Consider the following 20,792-nt stretch of genomic DNA (forward strand, 5'->3'; position numbering starts at 1 on the left):
CCGGACAGCACCGCCAAAGACCAACCGAGGGTCCCGCCAACACGCCAGGGCGGGACGGAAATGAATTCGCAACAAAAAGGTGGTTGGCTAATGACCATGTCTGACCTATTCCAGGATTACTCCGAGGCTGCCGGCCGCACCGGCGCCTACGACGAGATGTTTGCCCCTGGGCAAAAGGCACGCCAGTCGTATGGCCAGGTAGCGGGCGCCCTCCGGAAGCTGTCCCTGGCAGACGTCAGCGCCCGGGCGGATTCCATGGCCCGCACCTTCCTGGACCGCGGCGTGACCTTTGACTTCGCCGGGGAGGAGCGCCCGTTTCCGCTGGACATCGTGCCGCGCGTCATCCCCGCCGACGAATGGGACGTGCTGGAACGCGGCGTTGCCCAGCGCGTGCGCGCGCTCGAGGCATTTTTGAATGATGTCTACGACAAGATGACCGTGGTGTCCGACGGCGTGATCCCGCGGCAGCTGATCACCACCAGCGCGCACTTCCACCGCGCCGTACACGGCTTTGAGCCGGCCGGCGGGGTCCGGGTGCACATTTCCGGCATCGACGTGGTGCGGGACGGCGCCGGAACGTTCAGGGTCCTGGAGGACAATGTCCGCGTGCCCTCCGGCGTCAGCTACGTGCTGGAAAACCGCCGGGCGATGGCCAAGGGCCTCCCGGAGGCGTTCGGCCAGCAGCTCATCCGCCCGGTGGAGGAGTACCCGCGCCGGCTGCTCTCCGCCCTGCGTAAGACCGCTCCGTCGGGTGTGGACGATCCCACGGTGGTGGTGCTGACCCCCGGCGTCTTCAACAGCGCCTACTTCGAGCACACCCTCCTGGCTGGCCTGATGGGCGTTGAACTCGTGGAGGGCCGTGACCTCATCTGCCGCGGCAACCGGGTGTACATGCGCACCACCGCCGGCGAGCAGCGCGTGGACGTCATCTACAAGCGCATCGACGACGACTTCCTCGACCCCCTGCAGTTCCGGTCCGACTCCATGCTCGGCTGCCCCGGCCTGGTCAACGCCGCCCGCGCCGGTGGCGTCACCATCGCCAACGCGGTGGGCAACGGCGTCGCGGACGACAAGCTCGTCTACAGCTACGTCCCGGACCTTATCCGTTACTACCTCGGCGAGGAACCGGTGATCGCCAACGTGGACACCTTCCGGCTGGAGGAGCGGGAAGCCCGCGAGCACGTCCTGGACCGGCTGGACGAACTCGTGGTCAAGCCCGTGGACGGCTCCGGCGGCAAGGGCCTGGTGATCGGCCCGGATGCTTCAAAGGAAGAGCTCGATGCGCTGCGCAAGCGCATCATCGCGGACCCCCGCGGCTGGATCGCGCAGCCGGTGCTGCAGCTGTCCACTGTGCCCACGCTCAGCGGCGACAAGTTCGGCCCACGGCACGTCGATCTCCGGCCGTTCGCGGTGAACGACGGCGACGACGTCTGGGTGCTGCCCGGCGGGCTCACCCGCGTCGCCCTGAAGGAAGGGTCACTGATCGTGAATTCCAGCCAGGGCGGCGGTTCCAAGGACACGTGGGTGCTGGCGGATTCCCCGCAGGTTCCCGTGGAACGGCTGCCCAGGCAGTCCGTTACCGTCCGCGAGCGGGTCTCGGTGTGGCCGGTCGAAAGCAACTGGCGCGACCGCCAGGCGGAGCAGCAGCAGCAGCAGATTTCTGACGCGCAGGAGGTAACCGCGAATGCTTAGCCGAATTGCCGAGTCCCTGTTTTGGATCGGCCGCTACGTCGAACGGGCGGACGGCACCGCGCGCATCCTCGACGTCCACCTCGAGCGCCTGAACCACCTGCCCACGGACGAGCGGCGCAGCGTTGCCCGTGAGCTGCTGGGGGTCATGGGCGCGCGTCCGCAAAGCGACGACTTCGGGCTGGAGGAGCTGCTCCACGCCCTCGCCTACGACAAGCAGAGCGCCACCTCGATCGCCGGATCCCTCGGTGCCGCCCGCGAGAACGCCCGCAGGGCACGCGAAACGGTGTCCTCGGGGCTGTGGGAGAGCCTGAACACCACCTACTACGGGCTGAACCAGCACCGCAAGGACGTGGTGGGCACCTACCGTTTCTGCCATTGGGTGCTCGAGCGCACCGCCATGGTCAGCGGCCTGGCCGACACTACGGTCAGCCACGATGACAGCTGGCTCTTCCTCGCGCTGGGTCGGTCCCTGGAGCGGGCGGACATGACGGCCCGGATGCTTTCCACACGTGATGTCCTCTCCGCGGGCATGTCCTGGGTGAACATGCTCCGGTGTGCAGGCGCCTACGAATCCTTCCTGCGGACCCGCCGCGCCGCCTTCGGCGACCAGCACGCGGCCGAGTTCCTGCTGCTGGACCGGCTGTTTCCGCGCTCCATTGTCTACGCCCTGCGCGACGCCGACGACTGCCTCGCCAAGCTGGACCCCTCGGCCCAGCGCGTCGGCTTCATCAACGATGCCCGGCGGATCGTGGGCCAGGCACGCACCTTCCTGGAGTTCCACCGCACGGACGACCTCATGTCCGAACTGCCCGAGCACATGGAGCGTGTGCAGAAGGCCGTTTCGCAGGCCTCCGACGCCATTTCCCGTAAGTACTTCAATCAGGCGGATGAACTGGCCTGGGTGGGAGAAGTTTCATGACCCGGCTGAGCATCGTTCACAAGACCGGCTACAAGTACAAGCGGCGCGTCACGCTGTCCTACAACGAGGCCCGGATGACGCCGCTGACGGATCCGCAACAGGTGGTGCTGGAGTCGTCGATGAAGGTCACCCCGTCGCAGGCGGCGGTCAGCAACTACCGCGACTACTGGGGCACGCGGGTCACGGCGTTCGACATGCAGATGCCGCACGAGCACCTCGAAGTCCTCGCCACAACCACGGTGGAGGTCCACCGGGCCGTGCGTGTGCCGTCGGAGGCGGACATTTTGGGCTGGGAGGACCTCGCCTCCCCGGAGACACTCAACCAGTTCAGCGACTGGGTCCCGCAGTCACAGCTGACCGGCCCGGGGGAGGAGGTCCTGGCCATCGTCCCCGGCGTGGTCGAGGGCAAGAACCCGCACGAGGCCGCCATGGCCATCTTCGCCTGGATGCGCGGCGAAATGACCTACATGAAGGGCTCCACCGGCGTGACCACCAACGCCGAGGAGGCCTGGACTCAGCGCCAGGGCGTGTGCCAGGACCTGGCCCACCTCGCCATCGGCGCCCTGCGCAGCTGCGGCATCCCGGCCCGGTACGTCTCCGGCTACCTTCACCCCCGGTCTACGGCGGACATCGGCGAGACGGTGGCAGGCCAGTCCCACGCGTGGCTGGAATGGTGGGACGGTGAATGGCGCAGCTGGGACCCGACCAACCACAAGCCGGCCGGCGACTTCCACGTGACGGTGGCGCGCGGCCGCGACTACCGGGACGTGCCGCCGCTGAAGGGCATCCTCTCCGGCGGCGGCGGCTCGAACCTGAGCGTGAGCGTGGAGATCACCCGCCTGGCCTAGGCCTGCAGCGTTTTATTCCGGTGAGGACTTTGCCGCGCCGCTGAGCTGGGTCCACCAGGTGAGCGGCGCGGTGACCTTGAACCGCCTGCCGGTGATCGAGTCCGGCGTGACGCGGATGAAATGGTCCTTCTGCCCCGCCTGCCACGGGAAGAGGTAAAGCGACGCGGAATCGAGCACCTCCTCGGTGCCGGTGATGGCCGCGGCCTTGCCTTTGACCACCACGCTCCAGGCCAGTCCCGAAACGGCGTCCACGCCGTCGGCCTCAAGCGCCACCGGGGCCTCGCCGAGCGCGCCGCCGAGCTTGGTTCCGGTGCCGGTCCGGAACACCAGCGTTCCGTGGTCCACGGTGTAATTGAGCGGGAAGATGTCCGGATGGTCGTCCACCCACACGGCGAGGCGGCCCACCGAAACCTGTCTCAGCAGGTCCCAGCACTGCCGGGATTCCAGATGTTCCACCGGCTCCTGGGCGGGGCCGGGCGACGCGTCAGCTGCCATGCACCAGAGCCTACGCCGGCGCTGGCTGACCTGCCAGAGCGGGGCTGGCTACTCGAACGACGCCCTGCGCCGGTCCTCGAGCCGGGTTGACCAGATGTGCGGAGCAGCCACCTTGAAGCGGCGGCCGGTCAGCACCTGCGGTGACAGGCGGACGTAATGGGATTTTTCGTCCGGCGCCCAGGCCTCCAGGCCCAGTGCGTCGGCCGCGGCATGCTCGGTAGTGCTGTCCACCAGGACCGTGGTGCCGCGCGCCACGACGCTCCACGCCTCCTGGCTATCCGCATCGTAGCCGTCGATCTCAAACGCCGCGGGCGTGTCCTTGCTGGATTGCCAGAGCTTTGTGCCTGCGGCGGTGCGGAAGACGATGCTGCGGTGCAGAGTCCGGGCGAGACCGAGTCTCCGGCAAACCCTATGTAGGCGACGCCTATTTGCCCCGGACGATCAATCACAACCTGTCCGTAATCAGCGCTTTCTATGACTTCCACCGCAGAGCGCTGACAGGACCTTTACGTAATCCGAGGACCTGTTTACTGCGCTCGGTACGGACTGGGACAGGGCCCTGATGTTGGGAAGTAGTGGGCCGTGCCGACGATCCTATACCGAGCGTAGAGCGCTATCTGCAGGACTTCTGGGCGCGGGGGATGAGCCCCGCCAGCGTTGAGTCCTATGCCAGAGACCTACTCCGGTGGTTCCGCTTTCTCTGGACCGCAGGCCGCGATTGGAACCGCGTGACAAGGGACGACGTTCGGGACTTCATGACGGTGATCAATGGGGCCTGGGCCGTCGGAGACAATTTTGCCTGTAACGCCTGAAGGGCCGTCCACCTCCATGATCTCGCCAGCACCCCTCCTGTCCGGAACCGGCAGTCAGGCTGGACCTGCCGGGAAATATATACCCGCACACCGGTCCGGACGCTGCCCTGTGGGTTTAGGGTGGACGGACGGCACCCGCCGCGAGATCCTTCAAGGAGGGCGCATGAATTCCAGTCAGTCCAGCTCCGAACACTTCGGACAGCATCTGAACAGCGTCGGCGGCTCAGAGGCTGACGTCAGCGGTTCTGCGTACGTCGTTACGACGGAAGACACGGTAGAAAGCGTCGTCTCGGGCCTGCGGATGAAACAGCAGGAGCACGGCAATCCGGCCAGCGAGTCCTCTATCCTGCATGCCTCTGCCCAGGTCCTCATCAGCAGGCGCGATGAGCAGGATCCGAGCCATCACCCCGCGACGTCCCAGCCGGGGGAGTATCAGCTGGACATCCATTTCCGCGAGGGCCGCCGCACACGGGAACCCATCCCCGAGGAGGATCTGGAAGCCGCCCAGACATGGGCCCAGAGGCGGATCGAGGCCGAAAGGGCGGATTTCGGCGCCATCTACTTCCCGTCCGGCGGCGGCCTTGCCCCTGGAACGGGTGCACTGGAGTGCAGTTATGACTCCGCGCGGGGCTGGCACCGGTAGGCTGCCTGCCCCTGGTGCGGCAGCTGGTTATGGCGACGGCGCTCGAGCTATCGGATGCGATCGCGAACGGGCTGCTTCCGGAAACGGTAATACTGGAAAAGTCCTTGAGCCGGCGTGGCCCAGCCAAAAACTGACGTGCCTGGCGGCACTGTCTTTCCGACGATCTGTCAGCCGGCTCAAGGTCCGTCAGAGGGTGTCGAGCCAGGCGGACATGACTTTATAGGAGCCTGATTCGACCAGTCCCATTACCCTTTTGTCTGCCCACCTGGCCCGCGCCCGATCAATCAGCATTCGACGCGGCTGAGGGGCAATTTCAATCTTGGCAAACGAATCAATCAAAGTCATCGCGGGTATCGACACCCACGCTGACACACACCATGTGGCCGTGATCAACGAACACGGCAAACCCCTCGCGGACAGGGAATTCCTGGCCGTGGGATCCGGATACCGGAAAATCGTGGACTTCATCACCAGCTACGGCACCGTCACCGCCGTCGGTGTCGAAGGAACAGGGTCCTACGGCGCCGAACACCAGAACCCTCCGAGGCGAAGGCCTGACCGTGCTGGAAGTGAACCGCCCGAACCGGGCCGCACGCCGGCTTAAGGGAAAGTCCGATCCGCTGGACGCCTACGAAGCCGCAAGATCGGTACTCGACGGCCGGACGACATCGATCCCGAAAGCCAAGGACGGGCCCGTTGAATGCCTGCGGATCCTGCGCGCCGGGCGTGCCTCCGCGCTGAAAGCCCGCACCGCGGCCATCAACCAGATCAAGGGCCTCCTCGTTTCAGCCCCGGACAAACTCCCGGCGAAATACCGGGCAATGGCCACATCCACTCTGATCACTGCCTTGCAGCGCACGAGACCTTCGGGACACACAGCCGACCCGGAGTACGTGACCCTCCTGACGCTGAAAGCCCTCGCCACGCGCTGCCAGTCCCTAGCCGCAGAGATCGCCGCCGCAGACGCAGCGCTCAAGGACATCATCGACGCCTGCGCCCCGATGCTTTGCGACCTGCCCGGCGTCGGCACGGACGTGGCCAGCCAGCTGCTGGTCACCGTCGGGGACAACCCGGACCGGTTGGGAAACGAAGCCCAGTTCGCTTCACTCGTCGGGGTCGCCCCGGTGCCGGCATCATCAGGCAAGACAACCCGCCACCGGCTCAGCGAAGGTGGGGACCGCAACGCCAATCACGCCCTCTATCAAGTGGTCCTGGTCCGGATGGCATCGTGCCAAAGGACCAAGGACTACGTGGCAAAACGCACCGCGGAGGGCAAGAGCAAACGGGAGATCATGCGCTGCCTCAAACGCTACGCAGCGCGGGAGATCTACCGTCAGATCACCAACCCCCAGGCAGCACCCGACAACTCCGACCTCCGCCAAATCCGCACCACGCTCGGTTGCACCATCACAACCGCAGCCCACGAACTCGGCCAATGGCCCTCCAAAATCTCCCTCCTGGAACGCGGACTCCTCCGCAACGACGCCCTCGCAACGGCCTACCGGCAATGGCTGAACGAGAGAACCGCTGATCTGCGAAAGGTTGCTTCCGCGTCTTGACACGCCCTTATCTGATCCCTTGCCGACTGCATACGTTGCAAACAGCTTCTACCATTCTCAGTCACGGAGGAACGACGATGTAATCGTTCCGGTGGGGGCAAAGTTGGTCCCTCGGTGAGGCGCAGGAGTTAGGAGATCGCAAGTGATACTACGAAAATGCTATCTTGCCCATGCAGTCGCAGGCGGTACGGCGTTGGCGCTGTGCCTTAGTATGACCGCATGTTCCCAGGAGGCAGGTGGTGGACCCGCACCGGCATCACCTTCTCCAGTCGCTGCTCACCTTATTGTCACGAGCTGGCGCAATGGAGATGACGCCATGCTCGCCCAGTACTCCGGAGTCCTCATCGCCCAAGCAGACGGCTGCGTCGGTCTGGGAGGTTCGAATGGGTCGAGGTCGCACCCGATACTTCTACGCTGGCCCGCTGGGACACGCCTATCCGAAGACCGCAAAGCTGTCGTGGGGTTGTCCGGCAAGCGCTTGGCTTTCGACACGGAGGTCGGGCTGGGGGGCGGCTTTGGGCTCGTATCCGTTCCCCCTGAGTGTGACTCGTCATCGTGGGGCGGCGGCGTATACGACGTCCAGCAGCCACTATAAGTTCAGAATCGCGGCCGGCCCAATAAACCGAACGTTAAGGGGGACGAGGAAATCTAAGCGCCACTCCGGCCACCGACAGTAGCCGCTCCATTCGTCCAGCAACAGTCGCAAGCCTTCGGTGTATGGGTGAACCTTCGAATGAACCACCCCCTGCAGGTCCCGATTTCGGGGCAGAGGCAAGGATGAGCTTCCGCAGCGAGCTCGACGCCACCCGGTATTCGGCAGTCGACGAGCATTGGGCTGGAGGAGTCCAACCGCAATACGGGGTGGCGCCACGGATCAGAATCGGACAGAACAAATGGTTCAACCTTCTCTGGCTGGTCCCGATCGGGCTGCTGCTGCTGATCCTCGGCGTGGCGATCGCCCAAGGCATCCGTGACCTGCCTTCGATTCAGGCTTTCATGGAGCGTTATCCCGGCGAGTCACAGCCGCCGCCGGATGCTCCGGTTGGATTTCCCGCGTGGGTCGGCTGGCAGCACTTCCTGAACATGTTCTTCATGATCTTCATCATCCGGTCTGGAGTGACGATTATCGCGGACCATCCACGGCTCTACTGGACTCGCCACGCGACGCCGGGCAAGGACTGGTTCCGGGTGCAGACGCCAGTGCCGGCTACACCGCTCTACACCGCGAAGCAGGACTCCATCACGCTGCCCAACGGCGTCGGCCTGCCGGGTCGGCGGCATTCGATCGGTCTGGCGCGCTGGTGGCATCTGGGCATCGACAGGCTCTGGCTGGCGAACGGTGTCATCTTCTACGTCCTTCTGTTCACCACCGGCCAATGGATGAGGTTGGTTCCGCTGCGGTGGGAGAGGCTTCGTCGATTACAAGCTCGCTGTAAGTGACCTCGTCGAGAACCCGGTCGAATTGTCCCTCCAACAACTCCGAGCACTTCCTAACCATGAGCAGATCACGCAGCATTTCTGCAACCAAGGCTGATCCGCCGTAGCCAAATGGGGCGGCGTCTCCATGCAGACGATCCTGGATACCGTCCGCCCGAAGCCCGAAGCCAAATGGGTGATCTTCTACTCGTTTGCCAGCGGGTCCGAGGGCGGACTGTACTACGACGCCCACGCTATCGAGCAGATGAGCTACCACCTCACGATGCTCGCGTACGACATGAACGGCGCACCTCTCTCGTTCGGCCATGGTGCACCGCTGCGCCTCCGCAACGAAGTCGAACTCGGATTTAAAATGGTCAAGTGGATCCAAGCCATCGAGTTCGTCGAAAGCTTCGCCGGCATCGGAGGCGGGCTGGGCGGGTACAACAACGACCACGAGTTCTTCGGCTACCGTCAGTCCATCTGACCCGGTCTGATCCGCTCCTCCTGCGCCTTGGTGAGCGATTTGTCCCTCGTGCCTGCCACCAAGGGCGTTGCCCGCCACCTACAACCGCCACCGCGACGCCTCCCGCACCACGGTGGAAGACACACTGATCGACCTTATCCTTCGATCCTGCTCCGATGTTCCGCTGACCCGAATTCCTAGCGAACCGCCCAGCCCCAAGCCGTACCCTTATCCCAAGGCGACTTCCCAAGGTCGCCGAATCGGAACGGACAAGGCATGTCAGATCTCAACGTCCAGGAGCGGCACTCCATGCACCTGTCGATCACGGACGCCGCCTCCCTTCCGCCGGAGGAAGTCCAAAAACAACTCGGCTCCAGCCCGGCAGGGCTGACAAACGAAGAAGCCGCGGCTCGCCTTGCTGAGCTTGGCCCGAACGCCGTGCGGACGCACCGGGCCAACGGTTGGGCGGTGCTGGGCCGGCAGTTCGCAAGCCCCATCCTTATCCTGCTGATCATCACGGCAGGGCTGTCCCTGTTCCTGGGCGATGCCACGAATTCGATCGTCATCGGTGTGATCCTCCTGGTCAGCGTGGGCTTGGGCTTCACCAACGAGTTCCGCGCTGAACGGGCCTCCGAAGCCCTGCACTCCCGGGTCACCCACCGCGCCGTCGTGCTTCGCGACGGAACCACGCAGGATGTGGACGTCGCCGCCCTGGTGCCGGGCGACGTCGTGCATTTGAGCATCGGCGCCATCATCCCGGCGGACATCCGCCTCCTCAGCACCAAGAACCTGCTCTGCGACGAAAGCATCCTGACGGGGGAATCGCTGCCGGCCGGCAAGGATCCAGCCCCGGTGGCACCCGGATCGGCGTTGGGCGACCTGGCATCGTGCGTATTAATGGGAACCGTCATCCAGTCCGGCGGCTGCACCGGCATGGTGGTGGCCACGGGCGGCCGCGCCGAGTTCGGCCGGATCGCGCTGGGCTTGGGAGAACGGCAACCACAAACCGAATTCCAGCTCGGGCTGAAGCAGTTCTCGTTCCTGCTACTGCAGGTCGCCATCGGGCTTACGACGCTAATCTTCATAGCGAACCTGCTGCTGCACCGTCCGCTGATCGAATCGTTGCTGTTCTCCCTGGCGATCGCCGTCGGCATCACGCCGCAGCTGCTGCCCGCCGTCGTCAGCACCAGCCTGGCCACCGGCACCCGCCAGCTCGCCAGACGGAAAGTCCTGGTCAAGCGACTGGTCTGCATCGAGGACCTGGGCGACATGGACATCCTGGTCACCGACAAAACCGGCACCCTCACCGAGGGGCGGATCAGCTTCACCGGCGCGCTGCCCGCCTCACCTGAAGTGTCCGACGTCGGACTCCTCACCTTGGGTCTGCTGGCCACGGAAACCGACTATACCGAGGCCAAACTGTCCACTGCAGGGCAAAATCCGCTGGACGCGGCCCTCTGGGACAGCCCCAAGGCAGCGGCCTTCGATCCCGCCCGCTTTGAGCGCCTGGACCTGATCGACTTCGACCACCAGCGCCGGCGGACCAGCGTGCTCGTGCGGGAAGCCGGCGGCCCGGCACGTCTGGTCACCAAGGGTGCCCCCGAGGACGTCCTCGCTCTCTGCGGGCCGACGTCGCCGGCCGTGCAGGCCATGTTGGACGAGCAGTTCGACGCCGGATCGCGCGTCGTCGCGGTGGCCACCGGCCCAGCCTCCGGGCTGGGCAACATCACGCCCGACGACGAAAAGAACCTCGTCCTGGCCGGATTCCTCGTCTTCCTCGACCGGCCCAAGGCAAACGCGAAAGGATCCTTGGAACAGCTGGCAGTGCTGGGTATTTCCGTCAAAATCGCCACCGGGGATAACGCCAGGGTCGCCGAAAAAGTGTGCTCCGGGCTCGGAGTGATCTCCGGTGGAACCCTCACCGGCGCGGACGTGGATGCCCTGTCCGATACCGAACTGGCCGCCACCGCCAGGGAAGCGACCATCTTTGCCCGCGTCTCGCCCGAGCAGAAGGCCCGGATCATCACCCTGCTCCGCCTAAGCGGCGGGGCGGTGGGTTTCATGGGCGACGGCGTCAACGACGCCCTGGCTCTGCACAAGGCGGACATCGGAATCTCGGTGGACAGCGCCACCGACGTCGCCAAGGACGCGGCCGATGTGGTGCTGATGGACAAAGATCTGGGCGTCTTGGCTGAGGGTGTAATGGAAGGCCGGCGGATCTTCGCCAACACCGTCAAATACGTGCTGATGGGAACGTCCAGCAACTTCGGCAACATGTTCAGTGCCGCCACGGCGTCGGTGGCGCTGAGCTTCTTGCCCATGCTGCCGGGCCAGATCCTGCTCAACAACCTGCTCTACGACAGTGGCCAACTGGCCATCCCGGGCGACCGTGTAGACAAAGAACAATTGCTGGCGCCCTCGCACTGGAACATCGCATTCATCCGGCGCTTCATGTTCCTCTTCGGGCCGATCAGCTCCATCTTCGACTTTGCAACCTTCGCCCTCATGCTGTTCGTCTTCAGCGCCGCTCCGGGGGAGTTCCGGGCCGGCTGGTTCATCGAATCCATCGCCACTCAGACCCTCATCATCTTCGCCATCAGGACCAGGCGCGTCCCGTTCCTGCGAAGCCTTCCGTCGGCCGGCCTGTTGAGTGCATCCTTGGGCGTGGTGGCCGCGGGAATCTGTCTGCCGTTGTCGCCGCTGGCGGGCCTGCTGGGCTTCGATCCGTTGCCGGTGCCGTTCTTCCTGGCACTACTGGGGATGGTGCTTATCTACATGGTCCTGGTGGAAGTCGCCAAGCATTGGTTCTTCTCCCGTGCGGCACAGCAACCACCAGGGCCGGCGGCCCCCGTCCGCCGTCGCCCGGATAGCCACCACATCTCCCGGCGCGCCTCCCGCTTCAGTGCACCGGTTGCGGCGATTGGGCCGGTACCGGGGGTGGTGCCTGTACCGGGGGCGGTGCCCGTATCCGGACGGTTGGTGCGCCGGGGCCGCAAACGGAAACCGAGGACCGTGCACGATGCCTAAAGCACTTGGCGGTAGTCCGGGCGCCCAATTCAGCGTCCTACTCTCGCCAACCCCCGGTTACATTTGGCCTCACCTTGTGACGGTCGTTTATGGTAGCGCGTTCAGTGTTGGATCCATCAGTGGATGGGTGCGGCGGGAGGTTGGCCTGGATGGAGTCCTACATCAACTGGTTCGGCTACCCGTCCGAATCGGGGAACGCCGCGTCTGCAACGAAATCGGAGCCGAAGATCAGCAGGGCAGCCGCCGCGGACCGCTTTCGACTGAAGCTGCTCCGGGTGGGGCGGCAAGCCCGCCATTCATCACGTAAAGCAAGGACGCAAGGACGCCCTTGGGTCAGATAACGGCGAGGGCGCCCTTCGCGCTTTCCACCAGAACATGGGTGGAGGCGGGAAGATGCCTGACCTCGCCGTCAATCTGGCAAGGAACAGCATCCCGCGTAGTGAAGGCGTAGCTGCTGACGCTTGGTTGATTCCCGAGTCCCAGCGTCACGGCCCGAAGAGTCATCAGAGCCATCTTCCAGCGCCCGGCGTGGGGGAGCGTCACAACCTCAAACCGGCCGTCGTCGGGGCCCACCGACTCGCTAACCGTCCCATACTTGGCCATCCGCGAAATATTGGCCAGGATCAGACTGTCGAAGCAGGCCGTGGCCCCGTCGGCCCGGACGAGCTCGAACGGGCGCAAGTCAGAGAGCGTGCGGGCGACGGACAGAAGTTCGAGGAATTTGCCCTTTCCCCCGCTCTCGATTCCGATCGCCATCAGTGGCGTAAGTCCGAAACCTATATAGGAGTGGGCGTAGTGAACCTGTGCCGGCTGCTCCCGCCCAAACGTGATGCGCAAAAGGTCGATATGCCGGACCGGGCCATCCCGGACAGCCTCCGGCAACGGTGTTGCGGGCATGCTCCGGTGATGGTCATTGGCGTTACCTGCCGCGACGACGGTGCACACCGCCTTGCTGCCTGGAACGTCCATCACCCCGTTGACAACCTCGTTGTACCCGCCATCGCCGCTGACTGAAACAATGAGCGGGCGCCCTGCGGCTGCCACGGACCGTGCAAGGTCCCGTGCGTGCCCGGCAAAGTCGGTGGGCCGCAACTCAACCTCCAGATCCGGTACTCCGGCGGCCAGATCCCGTTGCAGCTCGTCGATCCTGGAGGCCATGCCAGGCTTACCCGGATTGAAGACCAGCACAGTCCGGTCAAAAAGGGCTGCAGGTGCCCGGTCAGGGCCACTGGCTGTCATCGGCCTTTCAGCCTATCGATCCACCAGGTCGTCCGCTACGCGGTGAAGGTCCTGGACCCAGCCGGTCGAACGGCTGGTCGCTCCCGAACCGGCTTCAAAGTTCGCAAGAGCTTCCGCTATGTGCTCCGGTGCTTCCGAGATATTGGCCTTGACCGCGACGTAGCCTTCCTCCGAGCGGGGGTCAGAAGAGGCCGAGGACAGGAGCTCCGCTCCGGACATGATGACCAGTGAGGCCTCGTACTCATTCACACTTGCACCTCGCGGCTTCCTCGCATTGGACGTGGGGTAACTGTTCGTCAGTACAACCATACAACCGCGGTACGTGCCCGGAGCTTGCTCCCCGTAGGACCAAGAATTGCCGTCATTCGGGGGCCAAAATGGGTTGACATATCCACGGTTGAGCATGGCCGCTAGTCAGAGAACATGGACCCATGCTACGAGAAAAGACGTCACCAGGGGCTGGGCTTGTAGTCCTTGAGGAACACCCCGTACTGGTCTTCACCCTTTTCGCCCATGACAATCGGGTCGTACACCCGGGCTGCGCCGTCCACCAGGTCTAAAGGCGCGTGGAAGCCTTCCTCCATCAGCCGGACCTTGGTGAAGTGCGGGCGTTCGTCGGTGATCCAGCCGGTGTCCACGGCGGTCATGAGGATGCCGTCCGCCTCCAGCATTTCCTGGGCACTGGTCCGCGTCATCATGTTCAGGGCCGCCTTGGCCATGTTGGTGTGCGGGTGTCCGGGGCCCTTGTAGGCCCGCGAGAACTGGCCCTCCATGGCGGAGACGTTAACGATGTACTTGCGGTGAGCGGTGGACCGCTTCATGGCATCGCGCAGCCGGCTGACCAGCAGGAAGGGCGCGGTGACGTTGCACAGCTGAACCTCAAGCATCTCCAGCGGGTCCACCTCGTCCACCACCTGCGTCCAGCTGTTGATGGTGGCCAGGTCCGGGACCAGGCCGCCGGCGTCGATGGCTGTCCCGGCGGCGATCCGCTCCAGCGACGCCGAACCGGTGGACAGGGCAAGGGACGTGACGGCGTCGCCGGCCAGCACCGGGTGCTCGGTGACGCTGCCGGCAATAGCAAGCGGGTGCTTGTCATGCGCATGGCCGAAGGTGACCAGTTCCGGACCCCCGTTGGCCACTTCCAGGGCCGCGGGCAGCGGCTCATCCTCGGCGTCCACCAGCGGCTTGTAGGCATTGCCGGAGCGGCGCACCGTCTGGGCGGCGTTGTTGATGATGATGTCCAGCGGGCCGGCGGCGTTGAGTTCGTCGGTGAGTGCCATGACCTGTGACGGGTCGCGGAGGTCGATGCCCACAATCTTCAGCCGGTGCAGCCAGTCACCGCTGTCCTCCATGGCGGCGAAGCGGCGTGCGGCATCCTTGGGGAAGCGCGTGGTGATGGTGGTGTGCGCCCCGTCGCGCAGCAGCCGCAGGGCGATGTACATGCCGATCTTGGCGCGGCCGCCGGTCAGCAGCGCGCGACGGCCCGTGAGGTCGGTGCGGGCATCGCGTTTTGAGTGGCTGAACGCCGCGCATTCGGGGCACAGCTGGTGGTAGAACGCGTCCACCTGGGTGTAGTGCTGCTTGCAGATGTAGCAGGGCCGCGACCTGATCAGGTGGCCGGCGACATCGCCGGTGGCTGACGTGGCAAGTTTGTTGCCGCGCGTCTCGTCGTCGATCCGGTCCGGCGCAGCCGTGGCCGTCTGCGCGAGGACGGCACGGTCGGCTTCGGCGATGAGGTCGCGCTTGGTCACGCGCCGGTGCCGCTTCACGGCCTTGAACATCTTGCCCGTGGCGCGGCGTACCGAGACGTAGTCGGGGTGCTCCTCGTCGTAGACGTGGATGCTGTTCAAAACCTTGAGGCAGGCCTGAATCTCTTCAGGCGTCAGATCGGCGGAGCTCATTGATCTGATTTTACAGCCTGCGGAGGGTCAGACCTGCCTCAAGGAACTTGCTTGAACAGGGGATCAGGAACGGACGGCCTGCTGCGTCGGGGAGTCCACGCCCACGGCGGCTGCCTGGACCTTGCCCACATGCTCTACTGAGCTGCGGATCTCGGGCCAGTTCTCGGTTGCGGCCTTCACAGCGTCCGGCACCAGGTGCAGGTTTGCAGCGGACAGGGCACGCTCGGCGTCGTCCGGCTCCGGCACGGACTGGTGCTTGGAGAGCACCGTGATGCCCGAGTCCGTTACCTTGAAGCCGCGGGCCCGGTCGAGCTCCGGGTCCAGGCCGATCGCCGCCCCCGCGGGGACCTTGACGTTCTTATCGATGATGGCCCGGCGCACCACGGCGCCTTTCCCGATCTGCACCTTGTCCATGAGCACCGAGTCGATGACGCGGCTGGCCGAGCCGACGTAGACGTCGTTGGACAGCACAGAGCCCTCCACGATGCCGCCGGAAATGACCACGCCGCTGGCCACGATTGAATCCAGGGCTGTGCCCACGGTGTTGTTATCGCCGCGGACGAACTTGGCCGGCGGGGAAATGCTCTGGCGGGTGTAGATGGGCCACTCGGAGTTGTACAGGTTGAACACCGGCAGCGGAGAGATCAGGTCCATGTGCGCGTCATAGAAGGAATCGATGGTTCCCACGTCGCGCCAGTACGTGCGGTCCCGTTCGGTGGAGCCGGGAATGTCATTGAGGGTGAAGTCGTAGACGCCGGCCTGCCCCTGGTTGACGAAGTAGGGGATGATGTCCCCGCCCATGTCGTGCTTGGTGTCGAGCCGTTCCGCGTCCACGTGGAGGGCATCCACCAGGGCGTCGGCATCAAAGACGTAGTTGCCCATGGAGGCCAGGAACTGGGTGGGGTCCGCCGCCAGGCCGGGGGTGGAGGCCGGCTTCTCCACGAATGCGGCGATTTTCTGGGGGTCTTCGGGGTCCACCTCGATGACGCCGAACTGGTTGGCCATGTTGAGCGGCTGGCGCACGGCGGCCACTGTGGCCTTGGCGCCGCTCTTTACATGCTGTTCGACCATCTGGAAGAAGTCCATCCGGTACACGTGGTCCGCGCCCACCACGACGACGATGTCCGGGTTGGCATCGTGGATCAGGTTCAGGGACTGGTAAATGGCATTGGCACTGCCCAGGAACCAGCTCTTGCCCACTCGCTGCTGGGCCGGAACGGAGGCAACATAGTTGCCAAGCTGCGTGGACATCCGCCACGTCTCCGAGATGTGGCGGTCAAGGCTGTGGGACTTGTACTGCGTCAGGACCACGATCTGGAGGTACCGGGAGTTGACCAGGTTCGACAGCGCGAAATCAATAAGCCGATAACTGCCGGCAAAGGGCACGGCAGGTTTGGCCCTGTCTGCCGTCAGCGGCATGAGTCGGTTTCCCTCGCCTCCGGCGAGGACAATGGCCAGGACTTTCTTCGTTGACGGCATGGTCGCTCCTGTACGCCTTCGTATCTCTCCCCAAAAAATCCGGTTTGTCCGGACTTTCTTCACACTAGAACAGTTCAACCGTAACGACTACCTTGGGTAACGTGCGAATAGACATTGTGACTAAAGAATTCCCGCCGGAAATCTATGGCGGCGCGGGCGTCCACGTTGCCGAGCTGAGCCGGGTCCTGGCCAAGCATGTCGACCTTCAGGTGCGTGCGTTTGGCGCGCCCCGGGACGCCGACTATCATGGCGCGGCCGTGACCTCCTACTCGGTGCCCGAGGATCTGGGGGCAGCGAACGCTGCCGTGCAGACCCTGGGCGTGGATCTGCGCATCGTTCCGGATGTAGCCGGCGCTGATCTGGTGCATTCACACACGTGGTACGCCAACATGGCGGGCCACCTGGCATCGCTGCTGCACGGGATCCCGCACGTGCTCAGCGCCCACAGCCTGGAACCGCTGCGGCCCTGGAAGGCAGAGCAGCTGGGTGGCGGCTATGCCCTGTCCTCCTGGGTCGAGAAGACCGCGTATGAAGCGGCGGCCGCGATCATCGCCGTGTCCGAGGGCATGCGCCAGGACATCCTGCGCAGCTACCCGGACGTTGACCCGGCCAAGGTCAAGGTGGTGCACAACGGTATCGACGTCAGCCTCTGGAACCGCGATGAGAACGACGACGTCATCCGCACCCTGGGCATCGACCCCGCCCGCCCCAGCGTGGTGTTCGTCGGGCGCAACACCCGGCAGAAGGGTGTCCCGTACCTGCTGCGGGCCGCCGCAAAGCTCCCGGCGGACGTGCAGCTGGTCCTCTGCCTCGGCGCCGCGGATACGCCCGAACTCGCGGCGGAAACCGCCCGGCTGATCGAGGAACTGCAGAGCCAGCGCAGCGGCGTTGTGCTCATCGAGCGCATGCTGCCCCGCAATGAACTGATCCAGGTCCTGAGCCACGCCACCGCATTTGCCTGCCCCTCCATCTACGAACCGCTCGGCATCGTGAACCTGGAGGCAATGGCCTGCGGCGCCGCCGTGGTGGCCAGTGCAACCGGCGGCATCCCCGAGGTGGTCAACCACGGAGAGACCGGCCTGCTCGTGGAGCTCGAGCAGGTTACGGACGGAACCGGCACGCCGCTGGATCCGGAGAAGTTCGTCAGCGAGTTCGCCGCGGCCCTGACCGAAGTCGTATCGGACCCGGAGCGGGCCCGCGCCATGGGCCAGGCCGGCCGCCGGCGTGCGGAGGAGCACTTCTCCTGGGAATCGATCACCCAGACTACGCTCGACGTCTACCGTTCGGTCCTCAGCTAGCGCGACGTAATAAACCGCCCGATTAGTCCAACGCCCGACGGCGGTGCCCCCTTTTGGAGGCCCCGCCGTCGGGCGTTGGGCTGTTCAGCCGCTGGTTGAGCTTGCGAGGTTAGCCGCTGGTTGGGGAGCCGCGACTACCGGCGGGGCTGAAGCGACTTCTCCGGCACCGGAGCTGACCCGCTGGCGCGCTGCACCCTGTAGTAGTCGCGTGCCTGGTCTTGGCGGACCTTTTCAGCGCCGGTGGCGATGGCGGCGCGCAGGTGGGCCGGGCCGTAGCCGAACGCGTCCACGAGATCCAGCGCGTGAGGGCGCAGCTTGACCAGGAGCCGGTTGATGTAGCCGCCCACCGTCCGGGCCCGCTGCATAGAAAGCCTGCCGTTCATCAGGTACCACGAGAGGTTGTTCTCGATGAGCGAGAGCCCGAACAGGTCCCGGAGCCACGTCAGCACCACCCTGGTTCCCGGATCGCCAACCTGGTCCAGCGCCTCCGAGAAGGCCTCCCACTGCAGGAGTTCGGCATGCGCCCGGGCGGCGTCGATCAGTTCGTCCTGGTGTTGGTTGAACAGCGCCGACGCTTCGCGCTGCGGCAGCCGGTTGGCGCCCCTGAGGGCGGCGGCGGTTTCGGCAACCATCGACTGGACGCGGTCCGTGAGCAGGGCGCGCTGGCTTTCCTCGTCGCGCAGGGCAAGGGCGGCCTTCTGCACGGAGCCGTTGTCCGCCACGAACTGCGCCACCTGGCGCAGGCCGGTGCGGTGGACGGCGGTTCCCGCGGCCTGGTTGACCACGTACCGTGCCAGCACGCCGAACGTGGCGCTGCGGAATTCCTTGGCGTAATCGGCCAGCAGCCGCTTGGCCACGAGCTGCAGCAGGACGGTGTTGTCGCCCTCGAAGGTGACATAGACGTCGAGGTCGGCTCGGAGCGAGGCGAAGCGGTTCTCGATCAGGAACCCGGCTCCGCCGCAGGCTTCACGGCATTCCTGCAGCGTGTCCAGGGCATGCCAGGTGCTCAGTGGCTTCAGCGCGGCGGCCAGGGTTTCCAGGTCCTGGCGGTCCTCGTCGGTGTCGCGGGCGCCGGAAAAGACGTCGTCCAGCTTGGCCAGGAGCTGCTCATGCGCGAAACCCGCGGCGTATGTGGTGGCCAGCCGGGTGAATAGCCGCCGCTGGTGCCGCTGGTAGTCCAGCAGCACCTCTTCCTCGACGGGGGAGGAGGCGTTGAACTGCCGCCGCTCGGATGCGTAGGTGATGGCCGTCTTCAGGGCGAGCTTGGACGCGGCGACAGCCGCGCCGTCCAGGCTCACCCGGCCCTGAACCAGCGTGCCGAGCATGGTGAAGAAACGCCGTCCGGGGCTGGCGATGGGCGAGGTGTAAGCTCCTTCGGCGTCGACGTCGCCGTAGCGGTTGAGCAGGTTGGTGCGGGGAATGCGGACATGGTCGAAGTGCAGGCGGCCGTTGTCGATGCCGTTGAGCCCGCCCTTAACGCCGTCGTCCTCGCCGCCGACCCCCGGCAGGAATGCCTTGGTGACAGGGTCGCGCAGATCGACGTAGAACGCATGCACTCCGTGGTTGACCCCGCGCGTCAGCAGCTGGGCGAACACCACGGCGCCGAGGCCGTCAATGGCGGCATTGCCGATGTAGTCCTTCCAGGCGGCACGGAACGGGGTGTGTATCACGAACTCCTGGGCGTCGGAATCATAGGTGGCCGTGGTGGCGATGCTGGCGACGTCCGAACCGTGTCCGGTTTCGGTCATGGCAAAGCAGCCCGGGATATCCAGGTTCATGATGCCCGGCAGCCACTTCTCGTGGTGCTCGGCCGTGCCCAGATGCATCACCGCGGAGCCGAACAGGCCCCACTGCACACCGGCCTTGATCTGCAGGGACGGGTCTGCGGTGACCAGTTCCTCGAAGCCGGCGATGTTGCCGCCGTGGTCGTCGGCCCCGCCGAAGCTGGCCGGGAAGGCGCGGTGGACGGCGCCGCTGTCCACCAGGCGCTTCAACTGCCCGAAGGTGCGCCGGCGGTGCTCCGTGTGCGTCAGCCCCTCTGTTTTGTGGAGCTCTTCGCGTGCCGCGAGGTCCCGCGCCTCCCGGCGGACGTCGGCCCATCTGCCCAGGAGGAGCTCACCCAGGGCGGCGACGTCGACGGCGGGCAACGCGCCGCGCGGTCCGGTGGCTGCCGCACGGGTGGCTGAGCCCGCCGGGCGGTCCGCTACTTCAGTCATGTCGATTCCTTCGTTGGTTCTGACAAGTTCCGGTGCTGTTGAACGTCCGTGAGTTCCGGCGCGATGCCGTCGCATAGCCAGTCTGTGATTTGGCGTGCCATGGTTTCCTGATCCGGCTTGGCGGGGGAGGCCGGGCTGGCCAGCCACTGCTCGCCGGCGTTGCGGACCAGGCCGATCGCGGCGTTGGGCCAGTAGCCGATGACGGCTTCCTTGCCTTCGCCGAGGTATGCGCGCATGGGCGTGGCGATCATGTCCGCAATGGAGTCAAAGAAGTGGCCCAGCGCGCCGGCCGTCGTGATGGAGGTGGGACCACCGTCGGACTCGGCAGCGGCGTACCGGGTCACAAAGGTGTAGACGTTGGGGCTGGTTTCAGCCATCTGGAGGTAGGCCGAGACCATGGCGAACAGACCCTCCCGGGGCGTCTGCGCGCTTTGCGCCGCTTCCCTGATGCGCAGCTGCATCTGGCCCAGCACCACTTCGCCCACCGCCTGCTGCACGCCGGCTTTGTCCCCGAAGTACCGGTAGAACACCGACTTGGACGTGCCTGCCGCCGCGGCAATGTCCTCCATGGACGCGTCGCTGCCGAGTGTATGCACTGCGCGCCGGGCGGCCTTGATGAGTTCGCGACGGCGTTCCTCCCGGTGCCCCTGCCAGCGCGAGGCGCGGCCGTCCACGGATCCTGTGTCGGAGCCAGCGGGCGGGGAAGGAGGGATCAAGTTCACGATACCCAGCGTATCAGGTACGCTGGGTATCGATAACCAGCCGGATCGAAGGAGATAGCA

The 20,792-nt window shown here is 65.2% G+C and carries 18 protein-coding genes and 1 pseudogene; 11 read left to right on the forward strand and 8 right to left on the reverse strand.

The window, feature by feature from the left end; all coding sequences use genetic code 11:
• Positions 1-96: 96 nt before the first annotated feature.
• Genes AC1DFE_RS08720 through AC1DFE_RS08730 form a run of 3 tightly spaced genes read left to right on the forward strand, consistent with a single transcriptional unit; the run spans position 97 to position 3,459 of the window.
• Positions 97-1,692 (forward strand): circularly permuted type 2 ATP-grasp protein, encoded by a 1,596-nt coding sequence (locus AC1DFE_RS08720; protein WP_476905582.1) that lies wholly within the window; start codon positions 97-99, stop codon positions 1,690-1,692.
• Complete coding sequence (locus AC1DFE_RS08725) at positions 1,685-2,611, forward strand: alpha-E domain-containing protein (RefSeq protein WP_476905498.1); 927 nt, start codon at positions 1,685-1,687, stop codon at positions 2,609-2,611. The genes AC1DFE_RS08720 and AC1DFE_RS08725 overlap by 8 nt, the downstream gene beginning before the upstream one ends.
• A complete protein-coding gene (locus AC1DFE_RS08730; protein ID WP_476905499.1) occupies positions 2,608-3,459 on the forward strand; it encodes a transglutaminase family protein in 852 nt (283 codons plus the stop codon). The genes AC1DFE_RS08725 and AC1DFE_RS08730 overlap by 4 nt, the downstream gene beginning before the upstream one ends.
• A 12-nt stretch (positions 3,460-3,471) precedes the next feature.
• Here the strand turns inward: AC1DFE_RS08730 and AC1DFE_RS08735 are convergent, their stop codons facing one another.
• On the reverse strand, positions 3,472-3,954 hold the full coding sequence (locus AC1DFE_RS08735; protein ID WP_476905500.1) for a pyridoxamine 5'-phosphate oxidase family protein: 483 nt from the start codon (positions 3,952-3,954) through the stop codon (positions 3,472-3,474).
• A 48-nt stretch (positions 3,955-4,002) separates the two neighbouring features.
• Complete coding sequence (locus AC1DFE_RS08740; RefSeq protein ID WP_476905583.1) at positions 4,003-4,332, reverse strand: pyridoxamine 5'-phosphate oxidase family protein; 330 nt, start codon at positions 4,330-4,332, stop codon at positions 4,003-4,005.
• Positions 4,333-4,529: 197 nt separating this feature from the next.
• Here AC1DFE_RS08740 and AC1DFE_RS08745 point away from each other — a divergent pair, with 197 nt between their 5' ends.
• From AC1DFE_RS08745 to mgtA, 7 genes and pseudogenes are all read left to right on the forward strand, one after another.
• Positions 4,530-4,766, forward strand: coding sequence for a site-specific integrase (locus tag AC1DFE_RS08745; RefSeq protein ID WP_476905501.1), 237 nt, complete (start codon positions 4,530-4,532; stop codon positions 4,764-4,766).
• Between the two features lie 163 nt (positions 4,767-4,929).
• Positions 4,930-5,409, forward strand: coding sequence for a hypothetical protein (locus tag AC1DFE_RS08750; protein ID WP_476905502.1), 480 nt, complete (start codon positions 4,930-4,932; stop codon positions 5,407-5,409).
• Positions 5,410-5,728: 319 nt separating this feature from the next.
• Positions 5,729-6,013, forward strand: a complete 285-nt coding sequence (locus AC1DFE_RS08755) for an IS110 family transposase (protein ID WP_476905503.1) — start codon at positions 5,729-5,731, stop codon at positions 6,011-6,013.
• Positions 5,970-6,968: a transposase gene (locus AC1DFE_RS08760; RefSeq protein ID WP_476905504.1), complete on the forward strand. Its 999-nt coding sequence runs from the start codon at positions 5,970-5,972 to the stop codon at positions 6,966-6,968. Before AC1DFE_RS08755 ends, AC1DFE_RS08760 begins: the two co-directional genes overlap by 44 nt.
• 777 nt (positions 6,969-7,745) lie before the next feature.
• On the forward strand, positions 7,746-8,408 hold the full coding sequence (locus AC1DFE_RS08765; protein WP_476905505.1) for a hypothetical protein: 663 nt from the start codon (positions 7,746-7,748) through the stop codon (positions 8,406-8,408).
• Positions 8,409-8,430: 22 nt separating this feature from the next.
• Positions 8,431-8,871, forward strand: a pseudogene (locus AC1DFE_RS08770) (molybdopterin-dependent oxidoreductase).
• Between the two features lie 255 nt (positions 8,872-9,126).
• A complete protein-coding gene (mgtA, locus tag AC1DFE_RS08775; protein WP_476905506.1) occupies positions 9,127-11,877 on the forward strand; it encodes a magnesium-translocating P-type ATPase in 2,751 nt (916 codons plus the stop codon).
• A gap of 333 nt (positions 11,878-12,210) precedes the next feature.
• Here the strand turns inward: mgtA and AC1DFE_RS08780 are convergent, their stop codons facing one another.
• The 4 genes from AC1DFE_RS08780 to glgC form a co-directional block, all read right to left on the reverse strand.
• On the reverse strand, positions 12,211-13,116 hold the full coding sequence (locus tag AC1DFE_RS08780) for a diacylglycerol/lipid kinase family protein (RefSeq protein WP_476905507.1): 906 nt from the start codon (positions 13,114-13,116) through the stop codon (positions 12,211-12,213).
• 12 nt (positions 13,117-13,128) lie between these two features.
• A complete protein-coding gene (locus AC1DFE_RS08785; protein WP_476905508.1) occupies positions 13,129-13,365 on the reverse strand; it encodes a hypothetical protein in 237 nt (78 codons plus the stop codon).
• A 200-nt stretch (positions 13,366-13,565) separates the two neighbouring features.
• The gene (locus AC1DFE_RS08790) at positions 13,566-15,017 is read right to left on the reverse strand and encodes an SDR family NAD(P)-dependent oxidoreductase (RefSeq protein WP_476905509.1); all 1,452 of its coding nucleotides are present in this window, start codon (positions 15,015-15,017) and stop codon (positions 13,566-13,568) included.
• 63 nt (positions 15,018-15,080) lie between these two features.
• Positions 15,081-16,496, reverse strand: coding sequence for a glucose-1-phosphate adenylyltransferase (glgC, locus tag AC1DFE_RS08795; RefSeq protein WP_476905510.1), 1,416 nt, complete (start codon positions 16,494-16,496; stop codon positions 15,081-15,083).
• Positions 16,497-16,597: 101 nt separating this feature from the next.
• Between glgC and glgA the strand changes: the two genes are divergently transcribed.
• Positions 16,598-17,794 (forward strand): glycogen synthase, encoded by a 1,197-nt coding sequence (gene glgA, locus AC1DFE_RS08800; RefSeq protein WP_476905511.1) that lies wholly within the window; start codon positions 16,598-16,600, stop codon positions 17,792-17,794.
• Between the two features lie 134 nt (positions 17,795-17,928).
• Here glgA and AC1DFE_RS08805 read toward each other — a convergent pair whose 3' ends face one another.
• Both AC1DFE_RS08805 and AC1DFE_RS08810 read right to left on the reverse strand, forming a co-directional pair.
• Positions 17,929-20,010: an acyl-CoA dehydrogenase family protein gene (locus tag AC1DFE_RS08805; RefSeq protein ID WP_476905512.1), complete on the reverse strand. Its 2,082-nt coding sequence runs from the start codon at positions 20,008-20,010 to the stop codon at positions 17,929-17,931.
• On the reverse strand, positions 20,007-20,732 hold the full coding sequence (locus AC1DFE_RS08810; protein ID WP_476905513.1) for a TetR family transcriptional regulator: 726 nt from the start codon (positions 20,730-20,732) through the stop codon (positions 20,007-20,009). Before AC1DFE_RS08810 ends, AC1DFE_RS08805 begins: the two co-directional genes overlap by 4 nt.
• Positions 20,733-20,792: the final 60 nt, after the last annotated feature.

The organism is Arthrobacter sp. 05T423 (assembly GCF_056396245.1).